20 protein-coding genes and 1 pseudogene are annotated in these 15702 nt (G+C 60.4%); 19 read left to right on the top strand and 2 right to left on the bottom strand.

All coding sequences use genetic code 11. The annotated features are described in order from the left end of the window. Positions 1–4: 4 nt before the first annotated feature. The 16 genes and pseudogenes from ASE04_RS04945 to ASE04_RS05005 all read left to right on the top strand — a co-directional run bounded on the left by ASE04_RS04945 (position 5) and on the right by ASE04_RS05005 (position 10974). Positions 5–877, top strand: a pseudogene (locus ASE04_RS04945) (hypothetical protein). A 150-nt stretch (positions 878–1027) separates the two neighbouring features. Then, entirely contained in the window at positions 1028–1336 is a 309-nt protein-coding gene (locus ASE04_RS04950) for a hypothetical protein (RefSeq protein ID WP_056812901.1), read from the top strand. 3 nt (positions 1337–1339) lie between these two features. Further along, the gene (locus ASE04_RS31425) at positions 1340–1672 is read left to right on the top strand and encodes an FAD-dependent monooxygenase (protein ID WP_244490335.1); all 333 of its coding nucleotides are present in this window, start codon (positions 1340–1342) and stop codon (positions 1670–1672) included. Then, complete coding sequence (locus ASE04_RS04955; RefSeq protein WP_443216842.1) at positions 1611–2660, top strand: FAD-dependent monooxygenase; 1050 nt, start codon at positions 1611–1613, stop codon at positions 2658–2660. Before ASE04_RS31425 ends, ASE04_RS04955 begins: the two co-directional genes overlap by 62 nt. 99 nt (positions 2661–2759) lie before the next feature. Continuing rightward, positions 2760–3071: a PepSY domain-containing protein gene (locus ASE04_RS04960; RefSeq protein ID WP_056812904.1), complete on the top strand. Its 312-nt coding sequence runs from the start codon at positions 2760–2762 to the stop codon at positions 3069–3071. 23 nt (positions 3072–3094) lie between these two features. Then, the gene (locus ASE04_RS04965; protein ID WP_056812906.1) at positions 3095–3709 is read left to right on the top strand and encodes a general stress protein; all 615 of its coding nucleotides are present in this window, start codon (positions 3095–3097) and stop codon (positions 3707–3709) included. Between the two features lie 119 nt (positions 3710–3828). After that, positions 3829–4785, top strand: coding sequence for an SDR family oxidoreductase (locus tag ASE04_RS04970; RefSeq protein WP_056812908.1), 957 nt, complete (start codon positions 3829–3831; stop codon positions 4783–4785). 8 nt (positions 4786–4793) lie between these two features. After that, a complete protein-coding gene (locus ASE04_RS04975) occupies positions 4794–5063 on the top strand; it encodes a DUF6894 family protein (RefSeq protein ID WP_056812911.1) in 270 nt (89 codons plus the stop codon). A 2-nt stretch (positions 5064–5065) separates the two neighbouring features. Beyond that, positions 5066–5428 (top strand): hypothetical protein, encoded by a 363-nt coding sequence (locus ASE04_RS04980; protein ID WP_056812913.1) that lies wholly within the window; start codon positions 5066–5068, stop codon positions 5426–5428. Positions 5429–5550: 122 nt separating this feature from the next. After that, complete coding sequence (locus ASE04_RS31130; protein WP_200960680.1) at positions 5551–5718, top strand: hypothetical protein; 168 nt, start codon at positions 5551–5553, stop codon at positions 5716–5718. 103 nt (positions 5719–5821) lie between these two features. Further along, complete coding sequence (locus ASE04_RS31135) at positions 5822–5989, top strand: hypothetical protein (RefSeq protein WP_200960680.1); 168 nt, start codon at positions 5822–5824, stop codon at positions 5987–5989. Beyond that, entirely contained in the window at positions 5940–6557 is a 618-nt protein-coding gene (locus ASE04_RS04985) for a flavodoxin family protein (protein ID WP_056812917.1), read from the top strand. Before ASE04_RS31135 ends, ASE04_RS04985 begins: the two co-directional genes overlap by 50 nt. A gap of 66 nt (positions 6558–6623) precedes the next feature. Further along, positions 6624–6809 (top strand): DUF3008 family protein, encoded by a 186-nt coding sequence (locus tag ASE04_RS04990; protein ID WP_056812920.1) that lies wholly within the window; start codon positions 6624–6626, stop codon positions 6807–6809. Further along, positions 6806–7699 (top strand): alpha/beta fold hydrolase, encoded by an 894-nt coding sequence (locus tag ASE04_RS04995; RefSeq protein WP_056812924.1) that lies wholly within the window; start codon positions 6806–6808, stop codon positions 7697–7699. The genes ASE04_RS04990 and ASE04_RS04995 overlap by 4 nt, the downstream gene beginning before the upstream one ends. Positions 7700–8044: 345 nt before the next feature. Continuing rightward, positions 8045–9970 (top strand): hybrid sensor histidine kinase/response regulator, encoded by a 1926-nt coding sequence (locus ASE04_RS05000; protein ID WP_056812928.1) that lies wholly within the window; start codon positions 8045–8047, stop codon positions 9968–9970. Between the two features lie 245 nt (positions 9971–10215). Further along, positions 10216–10974, top strand: a complete 759-nt coding sequence (locus ASE04_RS05005) for an SDR family oxidoreductase (protein ID WP_056812930.1) — start codon at positions 10216–10218, stop codon at positions 10972–10974. A gap of 266 nt (positions 10975–11240) precedes the next feature. Here ASE04_RS05005 and ASE04_RS05010 read toward each other — a convergent pair whose 3' ends face one another. Next, positions 11241–12236, bottom strand: a complete 996-nt coding sequence (locus ASE04_RS05010; protein ID WP_056812933.1) for an extracellular catalytic domain type 1 short-chain-length polyhydroxyalkanoate depolymerase — start codon at positions 12234–12236, stop codon at positions 11241–11243. After that, entirely contained in the window at positions 12233–12685 is a 453-nt protein-coding gene (locus ASE04_RS05015; RefSeq protein ID WP_056812935.1) for an NUDIX hydrolase, read from the bottom strand. Before ASE04_RS05015 ends, ASE04_RS05010 begins: the two co-directional genes overlap by 4 nt. Before the next feature lie 104 nt (positions 12686–12789). Between ASE04_RS05015 and ASE04_RS05020 the strand changes: the two genes are divergently transcribed. The 3 genes from ASE04_RS05020 to ASE04_RS05030 all read left to right on the top strand — a co-directional run bounded on the left by ASE04_RS05020 (position 12790) and on the right by ASE04_RS05030 (position 15548). After that, positions 12790–14241 (top strand): CYTH and CHAD domain-containing protein, encoded by a 1452-nt coding sequence (locus ASE04_RS05020; protein ID WP_056812938.1) that lies wholly within the window; start codon positions 12790–12792, stop codon positions 14239–14241. Between the two features lie 299 nt (positions 14242–14540). Beyond that, the gene (locus tag ASE04_RS05025; RefSeq protein WP_056812940.1) at positions 14541–15017 is read left to right on the top strand and encodes an NUDIX hydrolase; all 477 of its coding nucleotides are present in this window, start codon (positions 14541–14543) and stop codon (positions 15015–15017) included. Positions 15018–15101: 84 nt separating this feature from the next. Continuing rightward, complete coding sequence (locus ASE04_RS05030) at positions 15102–15548, top strand: NUDIX hydrolase (protein ID WP_056812944.1); 447 nt, start codon at positions 15102–15104, stop codon at positions 15546–15548. Positions 15549–15702 lie beyond the last annotated feature (154 nt).

A 15702-nucleotide genomic window follows, 5' to 3' on the forward strand; every position in this document is an offset into this window, starting at 1 on the left:
ATTAATGACTTCGACTCCACAGCTAGACGATGAAGACGACCATCCCGCGAGCGAGACGATCTCGTTCGCCTTCGACAGGATGACCGTCGCGCGGTTCTGGGAGACGTTTCCGAACGCCCGCTGGAACGACGCCCTCCAGGCTTGGACGGTTCCTGGCGTCACGGCCCGACGCCGCATCGACAGATGGCTCGCATCCGAAGCGAACCGCCACGATCCTTTCGAGCAGGAAAGCGGCCGCGACGCCTACGCGTTCGAGCCGATCCTCAGTCCATATTTGCAAGTCTACGAACGGGGCTTCCGAATTAAAACCCCGTTCTCCCGGACGGTCGTCGACGAGCTCCGGCAGGTATCCTTCGCGCGCTGGAACAGCGACGACAAAGTCTGGGAAATTCCCTTCGCGTCCTACGACGATCTGCAGCATCGGTGGGAAGCCATGGACGCGGCGGCAAAGAGGGCGGAACCGGAAGAGCATGAAAGCGTGCCGAGGCCCGGAATGGTACCGAAGAGGAGGCGAAGACGAAGCGGCGGACAACGGAGCGAAAGAAGCACAGGCTTCCCGTATCGAGCGACGACCTTCCTTCGATAGGTAGGCCGGTGGCGACCGCGACCTACGGGATCGTGGTCATAACGGACGTCACGGGCGAAATCGTTGATCCGAGAGAGGTTATCGAGCACCACCCGGATGCGAGCAATGAACATGTCAGGACCGAATGGCGCACTGCACACCTGGCCGTCGCGAGCAACACCGGGCGAATACGAGAAAGTACGTGGCTGGTGGCTGCCTACGCTCGACGAGTTGAGAGACGCCAGGCGGGATGCCAGGTCTCGTGACCGTCGGCGCAGGAAGGATAAGCCGCCTTCACATGTAGACCCATGAGTTCCGGTGTTCGTCAGAACCCCTTTAGGCTCAACGCCTGGCTGCGTCACGATAACTCAAGCGGCTCGACGCCAATGCAGAGGGAAGAAATTTTCGCAACAACGGCGCTCTCTGCGAGTTTCGTCCTGACGGAACGACAGGAGCCCCAATATGGCAGATGACAGCACCGTTACCATCCGCGCCGATTTCACCACGCGGGAGGCTGCAGACCTTGCCGTTGAGCATCTCGTACAGCAACTCGGAATTTCCAGGCCAGACGTCTTTGTCCAATCCGCGGCGGTGGAGAACACATCCGGTTCGAAGGCCTCGGGCGGCGACGCCGCGCACGGGGACGGATCCCGTGATGATGAGCCACTCGCCGTTGACGTCGAGGTCTCGGTGGATATCGCCGCTAGCCAGCTTCCCAAGGTCAACCGGATCTTCGGAGACCTAGGCGCGATGCGCGTATCGAGTCACTAGCCGATGAAGCGTGCTGAAACGGACGCAGCGGTCCGCCGAATCCTAATCACCGGGGCGAGCGTTGCTGGCAATGCGCTTGCGTGGTGGCTGACAGAGCGCGGGTTCGACGTCACGGTCGTCGAGCGCCACCCGCAGTTTCGCGACGGCGGACAGAACGTCGATGTTCGGGGTGCGGGACGTGAAGTCCTCAAGAGGATGGGTCTTGAGCAGGCGGTGGCCGGCAGCGGCACGGGTGAGACGGGCGTTCGGTTTGTCGACGCGGACAACAAGACCGTTGCGCAATTCGGCGTCGACGAATTCGGCGCCGACGGTCCGACCGCGGAACACCACGGGTGAGACGGGCGTTCGGTTTGTCGACGCGGACAACAAGACCGTTGCGCAATTCGGCGTCGACGAATTCGGCGCCGACGGTCCGACCGCGGAACTCGAAATCCTGCGTGGCGATCTGGCGCGGATCTTCTATGAAGCTTGCGGCGATGGCGTGAAGTTCATATTCGACGATGCCATCGAAGCCGTCGCCGAGACCGAGGGCAGTGTAGACGTATCGTTCAAGAGCGGCACCAGTGCGGAATACGATCTGGTCGTCGTCGCCGAGGGCGTCGGGTCCGCCACTCGTGAACTTCTCTTTCCGGGCGAAAACGAACCCCGATGGCTAGACGTGACGATGGGCTACTTCACGATCCCAAAGGGCGAGGGCGACGACAACCTCTGCCGCATCTATACGGCCGGCGAGGGGCGCAGCATCTGGCTCCGGCCCGATAACAAGGGCACCACCCGTGCAATCCTTGTCATCCAGAAGGAGGCTGACGGCGACGAGCGGTTATCGCCGCCAGATCAGAAGGCTTTCCTACGGGAACGTTTTGCCGACGTCGGCTGGGAAGCGGGACGAGTCCTCCAAGGACTGGAGATCACAGACGACCTCTACTTCGACGTCCTTCGCCAGGTGAAGATGGCCCGCTGGTCGAGAGGTCGCGTCGTCCTCACCGGTGACGCGGCTTGGTGCGCCACTCCGATCGCCGGGATAGGAACCACGCTTGCGATCGTGGGCGCCTATGTTCTGGGCGGAGAGCTTTCGCGCTCGACTGACATTCGCCAAGCGCTGAAGCGATACGAGAATGTCCTGCGTCCCTACGTCGAGAAAGGACAAAACGTGCCGAAGTTCGCTCCCAAAATGCTGCAGCCGCAGACCATGCTGGGCGYAGCACTGCAGCGAGCCGTGCTGCGCGTCGTCGATATGCCCGGCATCAAGCAAGTCGTGACCAAGCTGTTCGTATCAAGCGCCGACGACTTCGAGCTRCCCTCTTATGATCAGGTCTCCTCATAGTGCGGAAGCGATCGGTTACAACATGCTCGCCGCAAATAAATCATTGGAACTTCTAGGTTTTCTGCGTGTTTCCGATCTATCCAACAGGAGGAACCACCAATGAAGAAAATCACACTCGCCACCGCCGGTCTGCTCCTCGTTGCCACTGGCGCATTCGCACAGAGCGAGACGCCGAGCACGTCGCAGACCACGCCGGCGGTCAACACCGAGCAGAACCCCGGCGCTCCAGTCGCTGGCAAGAACAGCTTCACCGAAGCCCAGGCGAAGTCCCGCATCGAAGAGGCGGGTTACACCGATGTGTCCGGCCTGAAGCTCGATGACCAGGGAGTATGGCGCGCCACCGCTTCGAAGGACGGCAAGCCTGGCAACGTCTCCCTGGACTTCCAGGGCAACGTCACGCTCGCCARGTAAAAAACGATAACGGAGGAATTCCCATGAAGACCACGATCACAGGACTCTATGACCGCTACGAGGATGCCAAGGCGGCCGTGAAGGCGCTTGAGAATGCGGGCGTGTCGTCGGACGACATCAGCATCGTCACCAACAAGGCCAATGGCGACGTCGACGTCGAAGGGCAAGGCAACCGAGCAGGTGAAGGTGCTGGCACCGGCGCCGGTATCGGCGCTGTTGCCGGCGGCGCAGGCGGCCTCCTGACCGGCCTCGGTATGCTCGCGATTCCGGGCGTCGGCCCGGTCGTCGCTGCCGGCTGGCTTGCAGCGGCGGCAGCAGGTGCGGTCGCAGGCGCGGTTGCTGGCGGCGCCGTCGGCGGGATCGTCGGTGCGATGATTGAATCCGGCGTGCCGGAAGAGGATGCGAACTTCTACGCGGAGAGCGTTCGTCGCGGCGGCTCCGTCGTGACCGCACGGGTGGAAGGTGACCACCGCGCATCTGCTGAGGCAATCCTCAAAAGCTCGCCGCGCGTAGACGTTGCTGCTCGTCGTGCGAGCTACACCGAGCAGGGCTGGACACGCTTCGACGAAGCGGCAGATCCCTACACGCCGGAACAGATCGCCGCCGAACGCGACAGGTATCGCGTCAATCGTCTGTAATCCGCTCCCACGGAAATCGTCGGAAAGCCTCGCAGTCGCTGCGGGGCTTTTTTGATTCTARTCGTCGGGACCTTTTGTCGCTGCCGGCGTTGTCTTCTCAAGATCGAGAGGAGATTATGATGTCATCCAAGGCAACCGTCGCAAAACAGCGCGATGTCCAGACCCAGGTCGCGAAGGCTGACGAAAAGCCGAAATCGAAGCCAGGCGGCGCGATGCAGGCGGGCGCTCGGAAATACCCCGAACCGCCATTTCCGAAAGTCCACCAGGACAAGCCTGGATCCGAGGCCGACCTCCCGCTCGCCCCGATGTATGACGCGCCGTTCTACAAGGGCTCGGGGAAGMTCGAGGGCAAGGTCGCACTCATCACCGGCGGAGATTCTGGCATTGGCCGCTCGGTCGCGATCCTGTTCGCGCGCGAGGGCGCCGACGTAGCCATCGTTCATCTGGACGAGGACGAGGATGCGAGCGACACCAAGGCGGCCGTCGAGAAAGAGGGCCGCCAGTGCCTCATCATCAAAGGCGACGTGAAGGATCCGAAGTTCTGTCGCGATGCGGTCGCTAAGACAGCCCAGCAGTTCTCTCGTCTCGACATCCTCGTCAACAATGCCGCCTTCCAGGTTCATGTCGCCGATATCGAGGACCTGACCGACGAGCATTTCGACGAGACCCTGAAGACCAATCTCTATGGTTACTTCTACATGGCCAAAGCCGCTATCCCACATCTGACCGACGGCTCGGCGATCATCAACACCGGATCCGTCACGGGACTGGAAGGCTCGAAGGAGCTCCTCGACTACTCCATGACCAAGGGCGGCATTCACGCCTTCACCAAGGCCCTCTCCAGCCAGCTCGTGCCGAAGGGGATCCGCGTTAACGCCGTCGCGCCGGGCCCGGTCTGGACGCCGCTCAATCCTTCCGACAAGCAGGCAGACGACGTTGCGAAGTTCGGCAGCCAGACGCCGATGAAACGGCCGGCCCAGCCCGAGGAGATCGCGCCCGCCTTTGTCTTTCTCGCATCGCCGCAGATGTCGAGCTACATCACCGGCGAAATCCTTCCAATCGTCGGCGGCTACTGAGCCTGGAGATGGCGAGGTTCTACTTTCAACTGCTCGACCACGAAGGCGTCCGTCCTGCGGAGATGGTCTACGACTTCGACACTGCGGAAGCTGCGATCGAGGAGGCGCGAACAGCGCTCTCCGAAATGGCGGCCGATGGGCTTCCGACCAGTGAATACAACATGCTGTCCGTCGAGGTCTTCGACGAAGACAGAAAACCCATTCGGGAGATCAGGCTCGTTCTCGAAGAGATCGACCGGACCATCCCTGCTGTTAGCCCAACACCAACAGGAGATTGAACATGGTCACGAAAAGCGACGRCATGGGATCGCCGAAGGTCACGGAAACAGCTAGCGAGGCCCGGCAGGGCAGCTATGGAAAGCCCGTATTCATCGTTCTCGTCTGTGGCCTATTGCTTGCGTTGCTCGCCTGGGGCGGCGTCGAAATCTGGGGTGAGAGCATCGATCAGGATGCCCAGTCCACGGCTTCGACGAAGACCGATCCGATCAAKGCACAGCCATCCGGGCAGGGCACGTTCGACAACAACGCMGCCGACGGCACCAGTCGTCCGCCTGAAGCAACCGACCGTTCTCCAACCCCGAGCGGGAGCGGCAGTGGCCCGACGCAGGTCACGACACCGTCGGGAACCGAGAAAACGCAGTAGGTCGACTGTGACTGGCCTWKTCCCGAGAAAATCGCGCTTTTCTAAAAATGGTTCGGAACACGRTCGCCTAGTGGAAGTTCACTTTTCGAGATCATGACGATCTGTCAACGAGGAGAATGAGAATGGCATCCACAGGCACCGACACATCGCACTCCAAGGGCGGCTCCAAGTCGAGCTCCGGTAAGAGCGCATCTTCGACGACGAAGAGCGCAAGCTCGTCCGGCAAGCAGGGCGGCTCGCATGATCAGCACGTCAAGGCCGGCGAGCAGAGCCACAAGAACTCTAAGTAAGTCCCGAGAAAATCGCGCTTTTCTAAAAATGGTTCGGAACACGATCGCCTAGTGGAAGTTCACTTTTCGAGATCATGACGATCTCTCAACGAGGAGAATGAGAATGGCATCCACAGGCACCGACACATCGCATTCCAAGGGCGGCTCCAAGTCGAGCTCCGGTAAGAGCGCATCTTCGACGACGAAGAGCGCAAGCTCGTCCGGCAAGCAGGGCGGCTCGCATGATCAGCACGTCAAGGCCGGCGAGCAGAGCCACAAGAACTCTAAGTAAGGGCGGCGAACCTTCATCGACGGACCGAATGCTGTCGCTGATCGCCGCGGCTATGGACAAGGCCGGCGTGATGACTGAAACGATCCGGCTCGTCGACTTCGACATTAAGCCCGGCGTCACCTCAGACGAAGGCGACGGCGACGAGTGGCCGGGCATCCGTCAGAAAATTCTCGACGCCGACATTCTGGTATTCGGCTCCCCGATCTGGATGGAACAGCCCGACAGCATCTCAAAACGCGTCCTCGAGCGGATGGACGCCTTCTTCGACGAGACGGACGACCAAGGCCGAATGGTCTCCTACGGCAAAGTGGCCGCGGTGGCGGTTGTCGGCAACGAGGACGGCGCGCACCACGTCTCCGCCGAGCTCTATCAGGGTTTGAACGACGTCGGCTTCACACTTGCCCCGAACGCGGTCTCGTACTGGGTGGGGGAGGCAATGGGCAGCACCAACTTCGTCGATTTGCCGAAAGTGCCGGAGGCCGTCCAGAAGGCCGTCGACATACTTGCACGAAACACGGTCCATCTAGCGAAGCTCACGAAGGACAACCCATTTCCCGGCGAGAAATAGCCGAACGTCGGTCGGTGCGGAACTTACACTCCCAGTGCAAGTTTCTGCTTCGGAAGGAGAACACCAATGCCAGCGAAATCGAAAGCACAGCAGAAAGCCGCCGGCGCAGCCTTGTCGACCAAACGCGGCGACACTCCGAAAAGCAAGCTCAAAGGTGCTTCCAAGCAGATGGTGGATTCAATGAGCGAAAAGCAGCTTGAGGACTTCGCCTCGACTAAACGCAAGGGCAAGCCCCAGCACGTCTCCCATTGAGCGGCCGGGACGATAGCGCCCTTGGCCAAGTCGGGTTTTCCGGGTTCGCACTTGAACAGATCGAGGTCGCGTCCGGCCCGATCAGAGTTCGTCATGGCGGGGCCGGTCCGCCGGTCCTTCTACTTCACGGACACCCGCGTACCCATATGATGTGGGGTCGTGTCGCAGATTTTCTCTCGCCGTTCGTTACCGTTATCTGTCCTGATCTTCCGGGTTTCGGGCGCTCATACATCCCGATCGACGCGCTGGACAGCAGAAACTCGTCCAAGCGTGCTAAGGCATCGGCGCTCGTCGAAATGATGGAGAAGATGGGTCATCGCCAATTCGCCGTTATCGGCCACGATCGAGGCAGCCTGACCGCCTTCCGGATGGCGATGGATCACCCCGAGAAGATAAAAAAGCTAGTCACCGTCGACGGCATTCCCATCCTCGAACACCTCGAGCGGGCTGACTGGAGATTTGCCAGGGACTGGTATCACTGGTTCTTCTTCGCACAGCCGGACAAGCCGGAGCGGGCCATCCTCGCCGATCCGACGGCATGGTATTCGACGCTGTCACCCGATCTTATGGGGACGGCGGCCTACGACGACCTTCTGGATGTCATATACAATCGAGACACCGTCCATGGGATGATCGAAGACTACCGCGCTGGTATCCGCATCGATCACCAGCACGACCGTGCTGACCGTGACGCCGGCAGGCGTGTGAACTGCCCGATGCTGTGCCTGTGGTCGACGCGAGATGACTTGGAAAAGATCTATGGCGATCCAGTAGCCATCTGGCGCAACTGGGCCACGGAGGTGAAGGGGTTCGGCATCGACAGCGGTCATCACGTTGCGGAGGAGAACCCGGTGGCTCTTGCAGCGGCAATCCATGCATTTCTGATGTGATGGACGTTCAGCCGATAGGCGCTGTCGCCGGAAGTTCGCCGTTGCCGGCCACGATTTCGGAGAGTTTTCGACCCCGCCGCCCGGCTCACTACGAAGGTGCGTCGTTGCATCTGTGCGCAGCCGTCATCCAGTTCTGCGAGGCGAGTCCTTCAAACCAGGGTGCCAGGAGGCACAGGATGCCGCGAACTGCGGAACTCGCGCCAACTGAGACGTCGAAACTCCGGTGATGTGTTGCTCCTGTCTTGACGACGACGCGCGTCTCACCATGCCGCTGCTTGCCGGCGACCGACAAAAGGCTACATCCATCTTGAAGGCGGCTGTCGTGCGGCCGGGGGAAGGATTTTAATGCAAGCGAATGCCAGCGCGCTCCGGGCCACGTCCGTCGAGGGCCGATATCATCTCCTCGTCGATTCAATCACCGACTATGCGATCTATCTGCTTGACCCCACGGGTCACATCAGTTCGTGGAATGCCGGCGCGCGGAGGTTCAAGGGATACACCGAGGAGGAAATCCTAGGCGAGCACTTCTCCCGGTTCTACACTCCGGAAGATCAGGAGGCCGGCATTCCGGCCAGAGCTCTGCTGACGGCCGAAACCGAAGGACGGTTCGAGGCCGAGGGCTGGCGGGTGCGCAAGGACGGCCACCGCTTCTGGGCGCATGTCGTCATCGACGCTATTCGGGATGTGAGCGGTGGACTTGTCGGTTTCGCCAAGATTACGCGAGACCTCTCCGAGCGGAAGATCGCCGAGGAAGCTCTGAAGCGAAGCGAAGAGCAGTTCCGGCTCTTGGTTCAGGGCGTCACCGACTACGCCATCTACATGCTCGACCCGGAAGGCAATGTCACGAGCTGGAACCCCGGCGCACAGCGTATCAAGGGCTATGCTCCCGAAGAGATCATCGGCGAGCACTTCTCGCGCTTCTACACCGAGGACGACCGCGTGGCGGGGCTTCCGGGCATTGCCTTGGCGACGGCCGCTCGGGAAGGCCGTTTCGAAAAGGAGGGATGGCGTCTTCGCAAGGACGGGTCACGGTTCTGGGCGACCGTCATCATCGACGCGATCCACGGACAAGACGGAAACCTCATTGGTTTCGCCAAGGTGACCCGCGACATCACTGAAAAGCGACAGGCACAGCAAGCTCTTGAGCGCGCGCAGCAGGAGCTCTTCCAGTCCCAGAAGATGGAGGCGGTGGGCCAGCTTACGGGCGGCGTCGCGCACGACTTCAACAACCTTCTGACGGCCGTTCTGGGAAGCCTGGAGATCGCCCGAAAGAAAGTCGCGGGACACCCTGACGTCGCCGATCTCATCGACAATGCTATCTTGGGTGCCAAGCGCGGAGCGTCACTGACGCAGAGATTGCTTGCCTTTTCCCGCAAGCAGGATCTAAAGCTCGAGACGTTAAATCTTCCTGACCTTGTCCGCGGGATGTCGGACATGCTTCAACGTTCGATCGGTCCCGAAGTCGAGATCAGCACGACGTTCCCGCTTTCCCTGCCTTTGGTGAAGTCCGACCCGAACCAGCTCGAAAGCGCGTTGCTCAATCTGGTGGTCAACGCCCGCGACGCGATGGCGAGCGGGGGGACGATCACCATTTCGGCTCGGCGGACGCCAGTAGGCTCCGGTCAAATCGAAGACTTACCCGGCGGCGACTATGTTTGCCTTTCCGTGAAGGATGAAGGCGAAGGCATGGACGCGGAGACGCTTGAGAAGGCGACGACGCCGTTCTTCACGACGAAGGGTGTCGGCAAGGGGACCGGCCTTGGTCTACCAATGATCCAAGGACTGATGGCGCAGTCTGGCGGGCGGCTGACGTTAAGGTCGACTAAGGGAGCGGGCACGACCGCCGAACTCTGGCTTCCTGCTGCCAATGAGGTCGCGGCCCCTGCGCCGCAGGGGGAAGAGCCAGCGGCCGCAGCTGTTAGACCGCTGACCGTGCTGGCTGTCGACGACGACGGACTTGTCTTGATGAACACGGTTCTGATGCTCGAAGATCTCGGACATATGACTATGCAGGCCGAATCTGGAGCGCAGGCATTGGACCTTCTGGAGGAGGGGACGTTGCCGGATGTCGTCATTACCGACCATTCGATGCCACACATGACGGGGGCCGAACTTTCCCGACATTTATCGGCGCTCCACCCCGGACTTCCGGTGATCCTGGCGACCGGATATACCGAGCTTCCCAATGGGGACGACCCCGGTCTCCCTAGGCTGCCAAAACCCTTCTCGCAGGGACAATTGAACGAAGCACTTGCGAAAATCGTGGGGTAGCGGTCCGCTACTGTACAAACCGTTTGTCCAGCTCGCGTAGCGGTGGACGAGCTCCGCAAGTCCATAGGCGACGCAGGTGCATCCCAGCGCGGTAAAGCCGGGACTTAATCTGGGCACCATCCGGTCGATTTACAGCCAGTACGCCGAGATCACCGGCAGCCCCCAACCTATGTGTATCTCGACCGTCCATCGGCTTCAAAATAGAGTCTCGGCGATAGTCTCAGCAATCCAAGAAGGATAGGACCATGAAAATCGTCATCATCGGAGGCACAGGCCTCATTGGAACGAAAGTGGCGGAGCGTCTGAGGAAGCAGGGACATGACGTTATTCAGTCCTCTCCTTCCACCGGGGTCAATACCTTGACCGGCGAAGGCCTCGCTGGCGTGCTTGCCGGAGCAAATGTCGTCCTGGATGTCACCAACTCGCCCTCATTCGAACCGAGCGCCGTCCTGTCCTTCTTCCAGACATCGACCGCCAACTTGCTCAAGGCAGAACGGGAGGCCGGCGTTCGTCACCATGTCGCACTCTCCATAGTCGGCATCGAGAGATCGCCGGACAATGGCTACTTCCCTGCCAAGGTCGCTCAAGAAGAGCTCATCAAGAAGGGCGTCATCCCGTATACGATCGTGCGGGCGACGCAGTTCATGGAATTTTTGGGCGGGATCGCCGATAGCGCGACCGTCGATGGGGAAGTCCATGTGTCGCCCGGCGCGTTTCAGCCAATCGCAGCCGACGACGTCGCAAGCTTCGTCGCCGAGGCAGTCTGCGGCAAGCCCGAGAACCAGACCGTCGAAATCGCTGGACCCGAGAAAAAGCCCATGAGCGATTTTTTGAAGGGTTATCTCACGGCGACCGGCGACACGCGAACGGTCCTCATCGATCCCCAGGCGAAGTACTTCGGTTCTCTCGTAAACGACCAGTCCCTGGTTCCTCTCGGATCGGCCAAGCTAGGCAGACTGGATGTCAAAACCTGGTTTGCGCAACGCCCCCAAGCCTCGACCTGACAAGCCGTGTGATGAAACGGATGGCCGGCAGTAAGCCGACGGGCGGTTCGCGGATTCACAAACCAGCCTGTGTCGAGGAGGTGATTGAGCGCGTGTTCTCCGCCGCAGCTTGGAACGGCGATCCGCCTTCGGTAAGGAGCGTTACAGCGCGCTTGGCATGGGCGCGAGGACTGAGGGGCCCGCCAGCGGGCCGCCATCGCCAACTGGAACTGCTTTTTGAATCCACCGACGAAAGCGCCTTAACCAGATTGTTGGAAAGTCTTGCCCTAACGCCTTACTAGATGCCACAAGCGCATCAGTTCGGCGGGGGCCGAGATACCCGCTCCCAGCACAAACGGGTCCGTCGATCTCGACCGGGCCGAACTGCTTTCCTTGACAGGAAGACCATGCCCCATGCCGTCGATGGAGTAGAGCGAAACCTGGCGTCCGCCGGCGCCCCAGGTGGACAACTGGCCCCACGCCTTCTTCTCGGCACGGCTAGCGCCTCGCTCGAGACCACTTGCTTCGACCCATTGATCGACGCAGGCCAGGGCATTAGCCGGGTTCACGGTGCGATCTGCTATCCCCTGCCAAATGCTGATCGGAGGCCAGGCGCGGCGATCGGGCGAAATTTCATGTATCCTTGCGCCCCATCCAGCCGCGGGTGGCGAGGCGCCCGATTTCATCGCACGCAGGGCTGACATCGCATCGCGCACAGCGCCAACCGGCATTCCAGCGACGATGGCGGCACCCGCGAACATGTCTGGATAGTTGGCGACCAGTGCGCCCGTCATCGCGCCGCCAGCAGACAGACCGACGATGTAGACCCGCGCCCGATCGGCTCGATGTCGTTTCAGGGCATGATCAATCATCTGCTTGATGGAAAGCAACTCACCGCGATCACGAGCCACCTCGCTCGGGCGAAACCAGTTGAAGCATCGCTGAGGATTGTTCGAATGAGTTTGCTCCGGATAGAGCAGAACGAACCCTCGATCCTTTGCCAGCTTCGAAAAGCCGCTAGCGCCATCCATGCTCTCCGGTGTCTGGCGGCAGCCATGAAGCACCACCACAAGAGCAGGCTTGTTCGGCAGGGTGGAAGGCACGTAGGTCTTCATCACCAGCCGGGCGGGGTTGCTGCCAAAGGCCGTGATTGTCTGGAGCGTCGGTCGCTCCGGCCTTGATGGCTTCCGGCGGACGGGGCTCCATGCCTTCTCCAGCAAGTGTGCAGCCTTGCGCTGCGTCTTCAACAGCCGCGTCAGCGATCTGGTGAAGCCGAGCTTCAAAGCTGTGTGCCCTCAAGCCTGGAGAGCAGAGCTCTCAGGCCGGGCTGGGCAGCATCGCGGATCGCGACTTTCAAGGGGAACCATTTCTGCTTTCGCGTGCCCTTCTCGGGAAAATCAAGTTGAGCCTCGGCAACCTGAAGGAGATGGACAGTGACATGGTAATGATGGGGCGAGCTGTCTTTGTGGTAGCTGAACGAACCGAAGATCGTCGTCTCGACGTCCCCGACGACGCCCGCTTCCTCGAAGGATTCCCGACCGGCTGCCTGGGAGGTTGTCTCCCCGGGATCGAGATGCCCTTTGGGGACACCCCATCGTCCATTCCGGCGGCTTCCCACGAGAAGGACACGGAGCTGCCCACTTCCGTTTCTGCGGTAGCAGATCGCGCCAGCTTGCTGGATGTCGCGGGCGGCGGTTGGGATTGCCGAGTTGGATTGATCGTCAGAGAGCATGGCTGCTTTTCGATTTCTTCCCGTATTTCATCAGATTGCTGTAGCATCGAACTATGACAGTCTGGTTCGCGTTGAGTTGGTTCCTCTAGCAGCCGGAGTTCATCTTGTCGTCCGAAACCGAAATCAAACTCGACCTGTCACAGGAAGCCCTCGACACCCTCATGGGTTCCGATCTTTTTGGCGATCCCGACAAGGTACTCGATCAGCGATCCACCTATTTCGATACCGCCGACCGCATGCTCTGGAAGGAAGGCTACACCGTGCGCATCAGGCAGGTCGGCGGCACCAGGACGCAGACCGTCAAGGCGACCGGGCCCAGCAGATCGCTGTTTGCAAGATCCGAATGGGAAACGCCCCTCGAAGGCGACGAGCCTGTCCTCGATCACACAAGTCCGCTGACTGGAGAGTTCGGTGGCGATCTGAAGCTTGAGCCTGTGTTCGACGTCGTGATCACCAGAAGGCTCTGGAACGTGGTGGAGAATGGGTCGCGCATAGAGGTTGTCCTCGATGAGGGTGCTGCTATCTCCGGCGACCGCCGTTCTCCAATCCGGGAAGCCGAGATCGAGCTGAAAGAGGGAAGCCCCAGCGACTTGTTCGTTTTCGCCCGGAAGATGGATGCTGTCGCCAACTTCCGGTTCGGTGTGCGGTCAAAGGCCGAGCGCGGCTTCGTTCTTGCCGATGCCCAGAAGAAGGTGGTCAAGGCGGAGCCAGTCCACCTTGAGCAGAGCATGAACGCGGCTGCGGCATTCAAGGCGATTGCGCTCTCTTGCGTTCGCCAGTTCCGGCTCAACGAAGATATTCTGCGCCAGCACCGAAACCCCGAAGCCCTTCACCAGACCAGGGTGGCTCTGCGCCGCTTCCGATCCGCCCTCTCGTTGTTCAAGGCCGTCCTGCCAGGTGATGAACCTCAAAGACTGAACCAGGAACTTCGCTGGCTCGCTGCGGTCCTTGGCGAGGCACGCAACGTGGACGTTCTCTTCGCCAAGGCATCCGACACCGATCTGATCTCCAAACTGAAGACGGCGCGTGCGGCCACCTACCGCGATGCCATCGAAGCTTTGGACTCCTCGCGCACGCGCGCCCTGATGCTCGACCTCGTCAATTGGCTGGAATGCGGCGACCATCTTCCCGGCAACGGATCGGTATCGGCGGACATACCCAGCGGGCAGGACTTCGCGGTCCGCGTACTAGAGAAGCAACGCAAGCGCCTTAAGAAGGATGGCAGCGCACTTGCGAAGGCCGACGACGAGCACAGGCACGAGGTTCGCAAGGATGCGAAGAAATTCAGATATGCTTCCGAGTTCTTCGCGTCGCTCTTCGACGACAAGCGCGGCGCGCGACGGCACAAGAAATTCCTCGCTGCCATGGAGGCGCTGCAGGACGAACTGGGTGCGCTCAACGATCTCGCGACAGGCCCGGAGGTCCTGGAGAAGCATGGCCTTGCCGATCATCCCGCCAAGGACACCGTTGTCTCCCATCGCGACAAGTCGGCATTGCTTGGGAAAGCCCAGGCTGCGGTGGATGAAGTCCTCGATATCAAGCGCTTCTGGCGATAGCCGACCGCCCGGCTGTCAAAAAACTTTCACAAACAAAGTGTCGATCGCTTCCGAACTGCTGGGTAAGGTCCCGGCGCGGAGGATTCGATGAAAGAGAAGACAATGGCCGAGATAGCTCGGGTTGCAGAGACCGTCGAACGGTCGCGAGGCCAGGACCGATTGAGTGACCGAGCTTTAACAGATCGCCGTCGATACGCGAAACAGTTATGACGACACCTCGCTTGACGATCACTGAAGCAGCGATCGAGCGGAACCCCGATCTGCTCCGTTTGTTTTGCGTTTAGATCGACGGGGAATAAATGGAAAAACCAACAAGCGATCCGCAACAGCCGTCCCAACCCCAATCGCAACAGATTGGCGCCATATGCATGCGCTCGCAGGCCGATGGTCCCGAAGTGCTGATGATCACCACCCGCGACACGAGACGCTGGATGATCCCGAAAGGCTGGCCAATCGATGGGCTCACCCCACAGGAGGTGGCCGAGCGCGAGGCGTGGGAGGAGGCTGGAGTGGTTGGCAAAGTCAAACGGAAGGTGTTTGGTGAGTTCCGCTACGTGAAAATCCTGTCGGATGGTCGCGAGATCGAGCCGTTGGTTTCCGTGTATCTCATCAAGGTGCGGAGGCGTAAAAAGCGGTTCCCGGAGATGGCTGAGCGCAATGTCATCTGGATGAAGCCGGCCGAGGCGGCCCGGCATGTCCGCGAGCCCGAACTGCGAAAGCTCCTGCTGGCGGTTGCCCGGCGCTTTGGTGGCCATCACGACCTTTCTCCGTCCTGAGCCCCTTAAGTCTATGTGACCACGTTGGTCGTGTGGCTGGCAGGAGTAAAAGTACCGCCGCCCGTTGAAGCCCGAGGAATTGCCATGCTGCAAGATGCTCTGGAGACCAGGACGCCGCTGAAGGTCGACATCCAGGATGTCGAGCAAGCCGGGGCAATTTGCATATCCCGATCGAACGGGCTTGCTCCACGAATTCTTTTGATCTCCAGTCGTCGCAACGGTGGTTGGGGCCTTCCAAAAGGCCACATCGAACCTGGAGAGACTTCCCAAGTGGCAGCCGCGCGAGACGCGTTTGAGGAGGCTGGAAGCCGTGGGGCGATCTCTTCCCGGCCCGTTGGCAGTTATGTCTACTTTAAAGACACGCCCGCCAAGCGCTACAAGGTCACCGTCTATGCGCTTGAGATTCAGTCCGTCGCCGAGGATTTTCCGGATAGGGACGTGCGAGCAACCAGGTGGTTTACCGCCAGCCAAGCTACCGATGAAGCGGGGCAGCCCGGCCCGAGAGCTTTGTTGCAAACGCTTCGGTTTTAAATAGCCGCGCTCGGACGCGGCTAAATGCGACGATCGACATTGACAGGTCGTCGACCGAGCTGCGGGCTGCGCTCCAGGAATCGCGATGCATGTGACCCGCCCGCGCGTCTAAGATCGTTGTCCGCTCCCTTCCAGCATGTGCTCGTTCCTGGAT

This window comes from Rhizobium sp. Root708, from assembly GCF_001429725.1.
Classification (GTDB): Bacteria; Pseudomonadota; Alphaproteobacteria; order Rhizobiales; family Rhizobiaceae; genus Rhizobium.

Bases quoted from the DNA above. Each gene is read 5' to 3' on its own strand.
- ASE04_RS05005 (WP_056812930.1), top strand. From the start codon at position 10,216: ATGAAAATCGTCATCATCGGAGGCACAGGCCTCATTGGAACGAAAGTG.
- ASE04_RS04950 (WP_056812901.1), top strand. From the start codon at position 1,028: ATGGCAGATGACAGCACCGTTACCATCCGCGCCGATTTCACCACGCGG.
- ASE04_RS31425 (WP_244490335.1), top strand. From the start codon at position 1,340: ATGAAGCGTGCTGAAACGGACGCAGCGGTCCGCCGAATCCTAATCACC.
- ASE04_RS05015 (WP_056812935.1), bottom strand. From the start codon at position 12,685: ATGCTCTCTGACGATCAATCCAACTCGGCAATCCCAACCGCCGCCCGC.
- ASE04_RS04990 (WP_056812920.1), top strand. From the start codon at position 6,624: ATGCCAGCGAAATCGAAAGCACAGCAGAAAGCCGCCGGCGCAGCCTTG.
- ASE04_RS05030 (WP_056812944.1), top strand. From the start codon at position 15,102: ATGCTGCAAGATGCTCTGGAGACCAGGACGCCGCTGAAGGTCGACATC.
- ASE04_RS05000 (WP_056812928.1), top strand. From the start codon at position 8,045: ATGCAAGCGAATGCCAGCGCGCTCCGGGCCACGTCCGTCGAGGGCCGA.
- ASE04_RS31130 (WP_200960680.1), top strand. From the start codon at position 5,551: ATGGCATCCACAGGCACCGACACATCGCACTCCAAGGGCGGCTCCAAG.
- ASE04_RS05025 (WP_056812940.1), top strand. From the start codon at position 14,541: ATGGAAAAACCAACAAGCGATCCGCAACAGCCGTCCCAACCCCAATCG.
- ASE04_RS04985 (WP_056812917.1), top strand. From the start codon at position 5,940: ATGATCAGCACGTCAAGGCCGGCGAGCAGAGCCACAAGAACTCTAAGT.
- ASE04_RS04965 (WP_056812906.1), top strand. From the start codon at position 3,095: ATGAAGACCACGATCACAGGACTCTATGACCGCTACGAGGATGCCAAG.
- ASE04_RS04975 (WP_056812911.1), top strand. From the start codon at position 4,794: ATGGCGAGGTTCTACTTTCAACTGCTCGACCACGAAGGCGTCCGTCCT.
- ASE04_RS31135 (WP_200960680.1), top strand. From the start codon at position 5,822: ATGGCATCCACAGGCACCGACACATCGCATTCCAAGGGCGGCTCCAAG.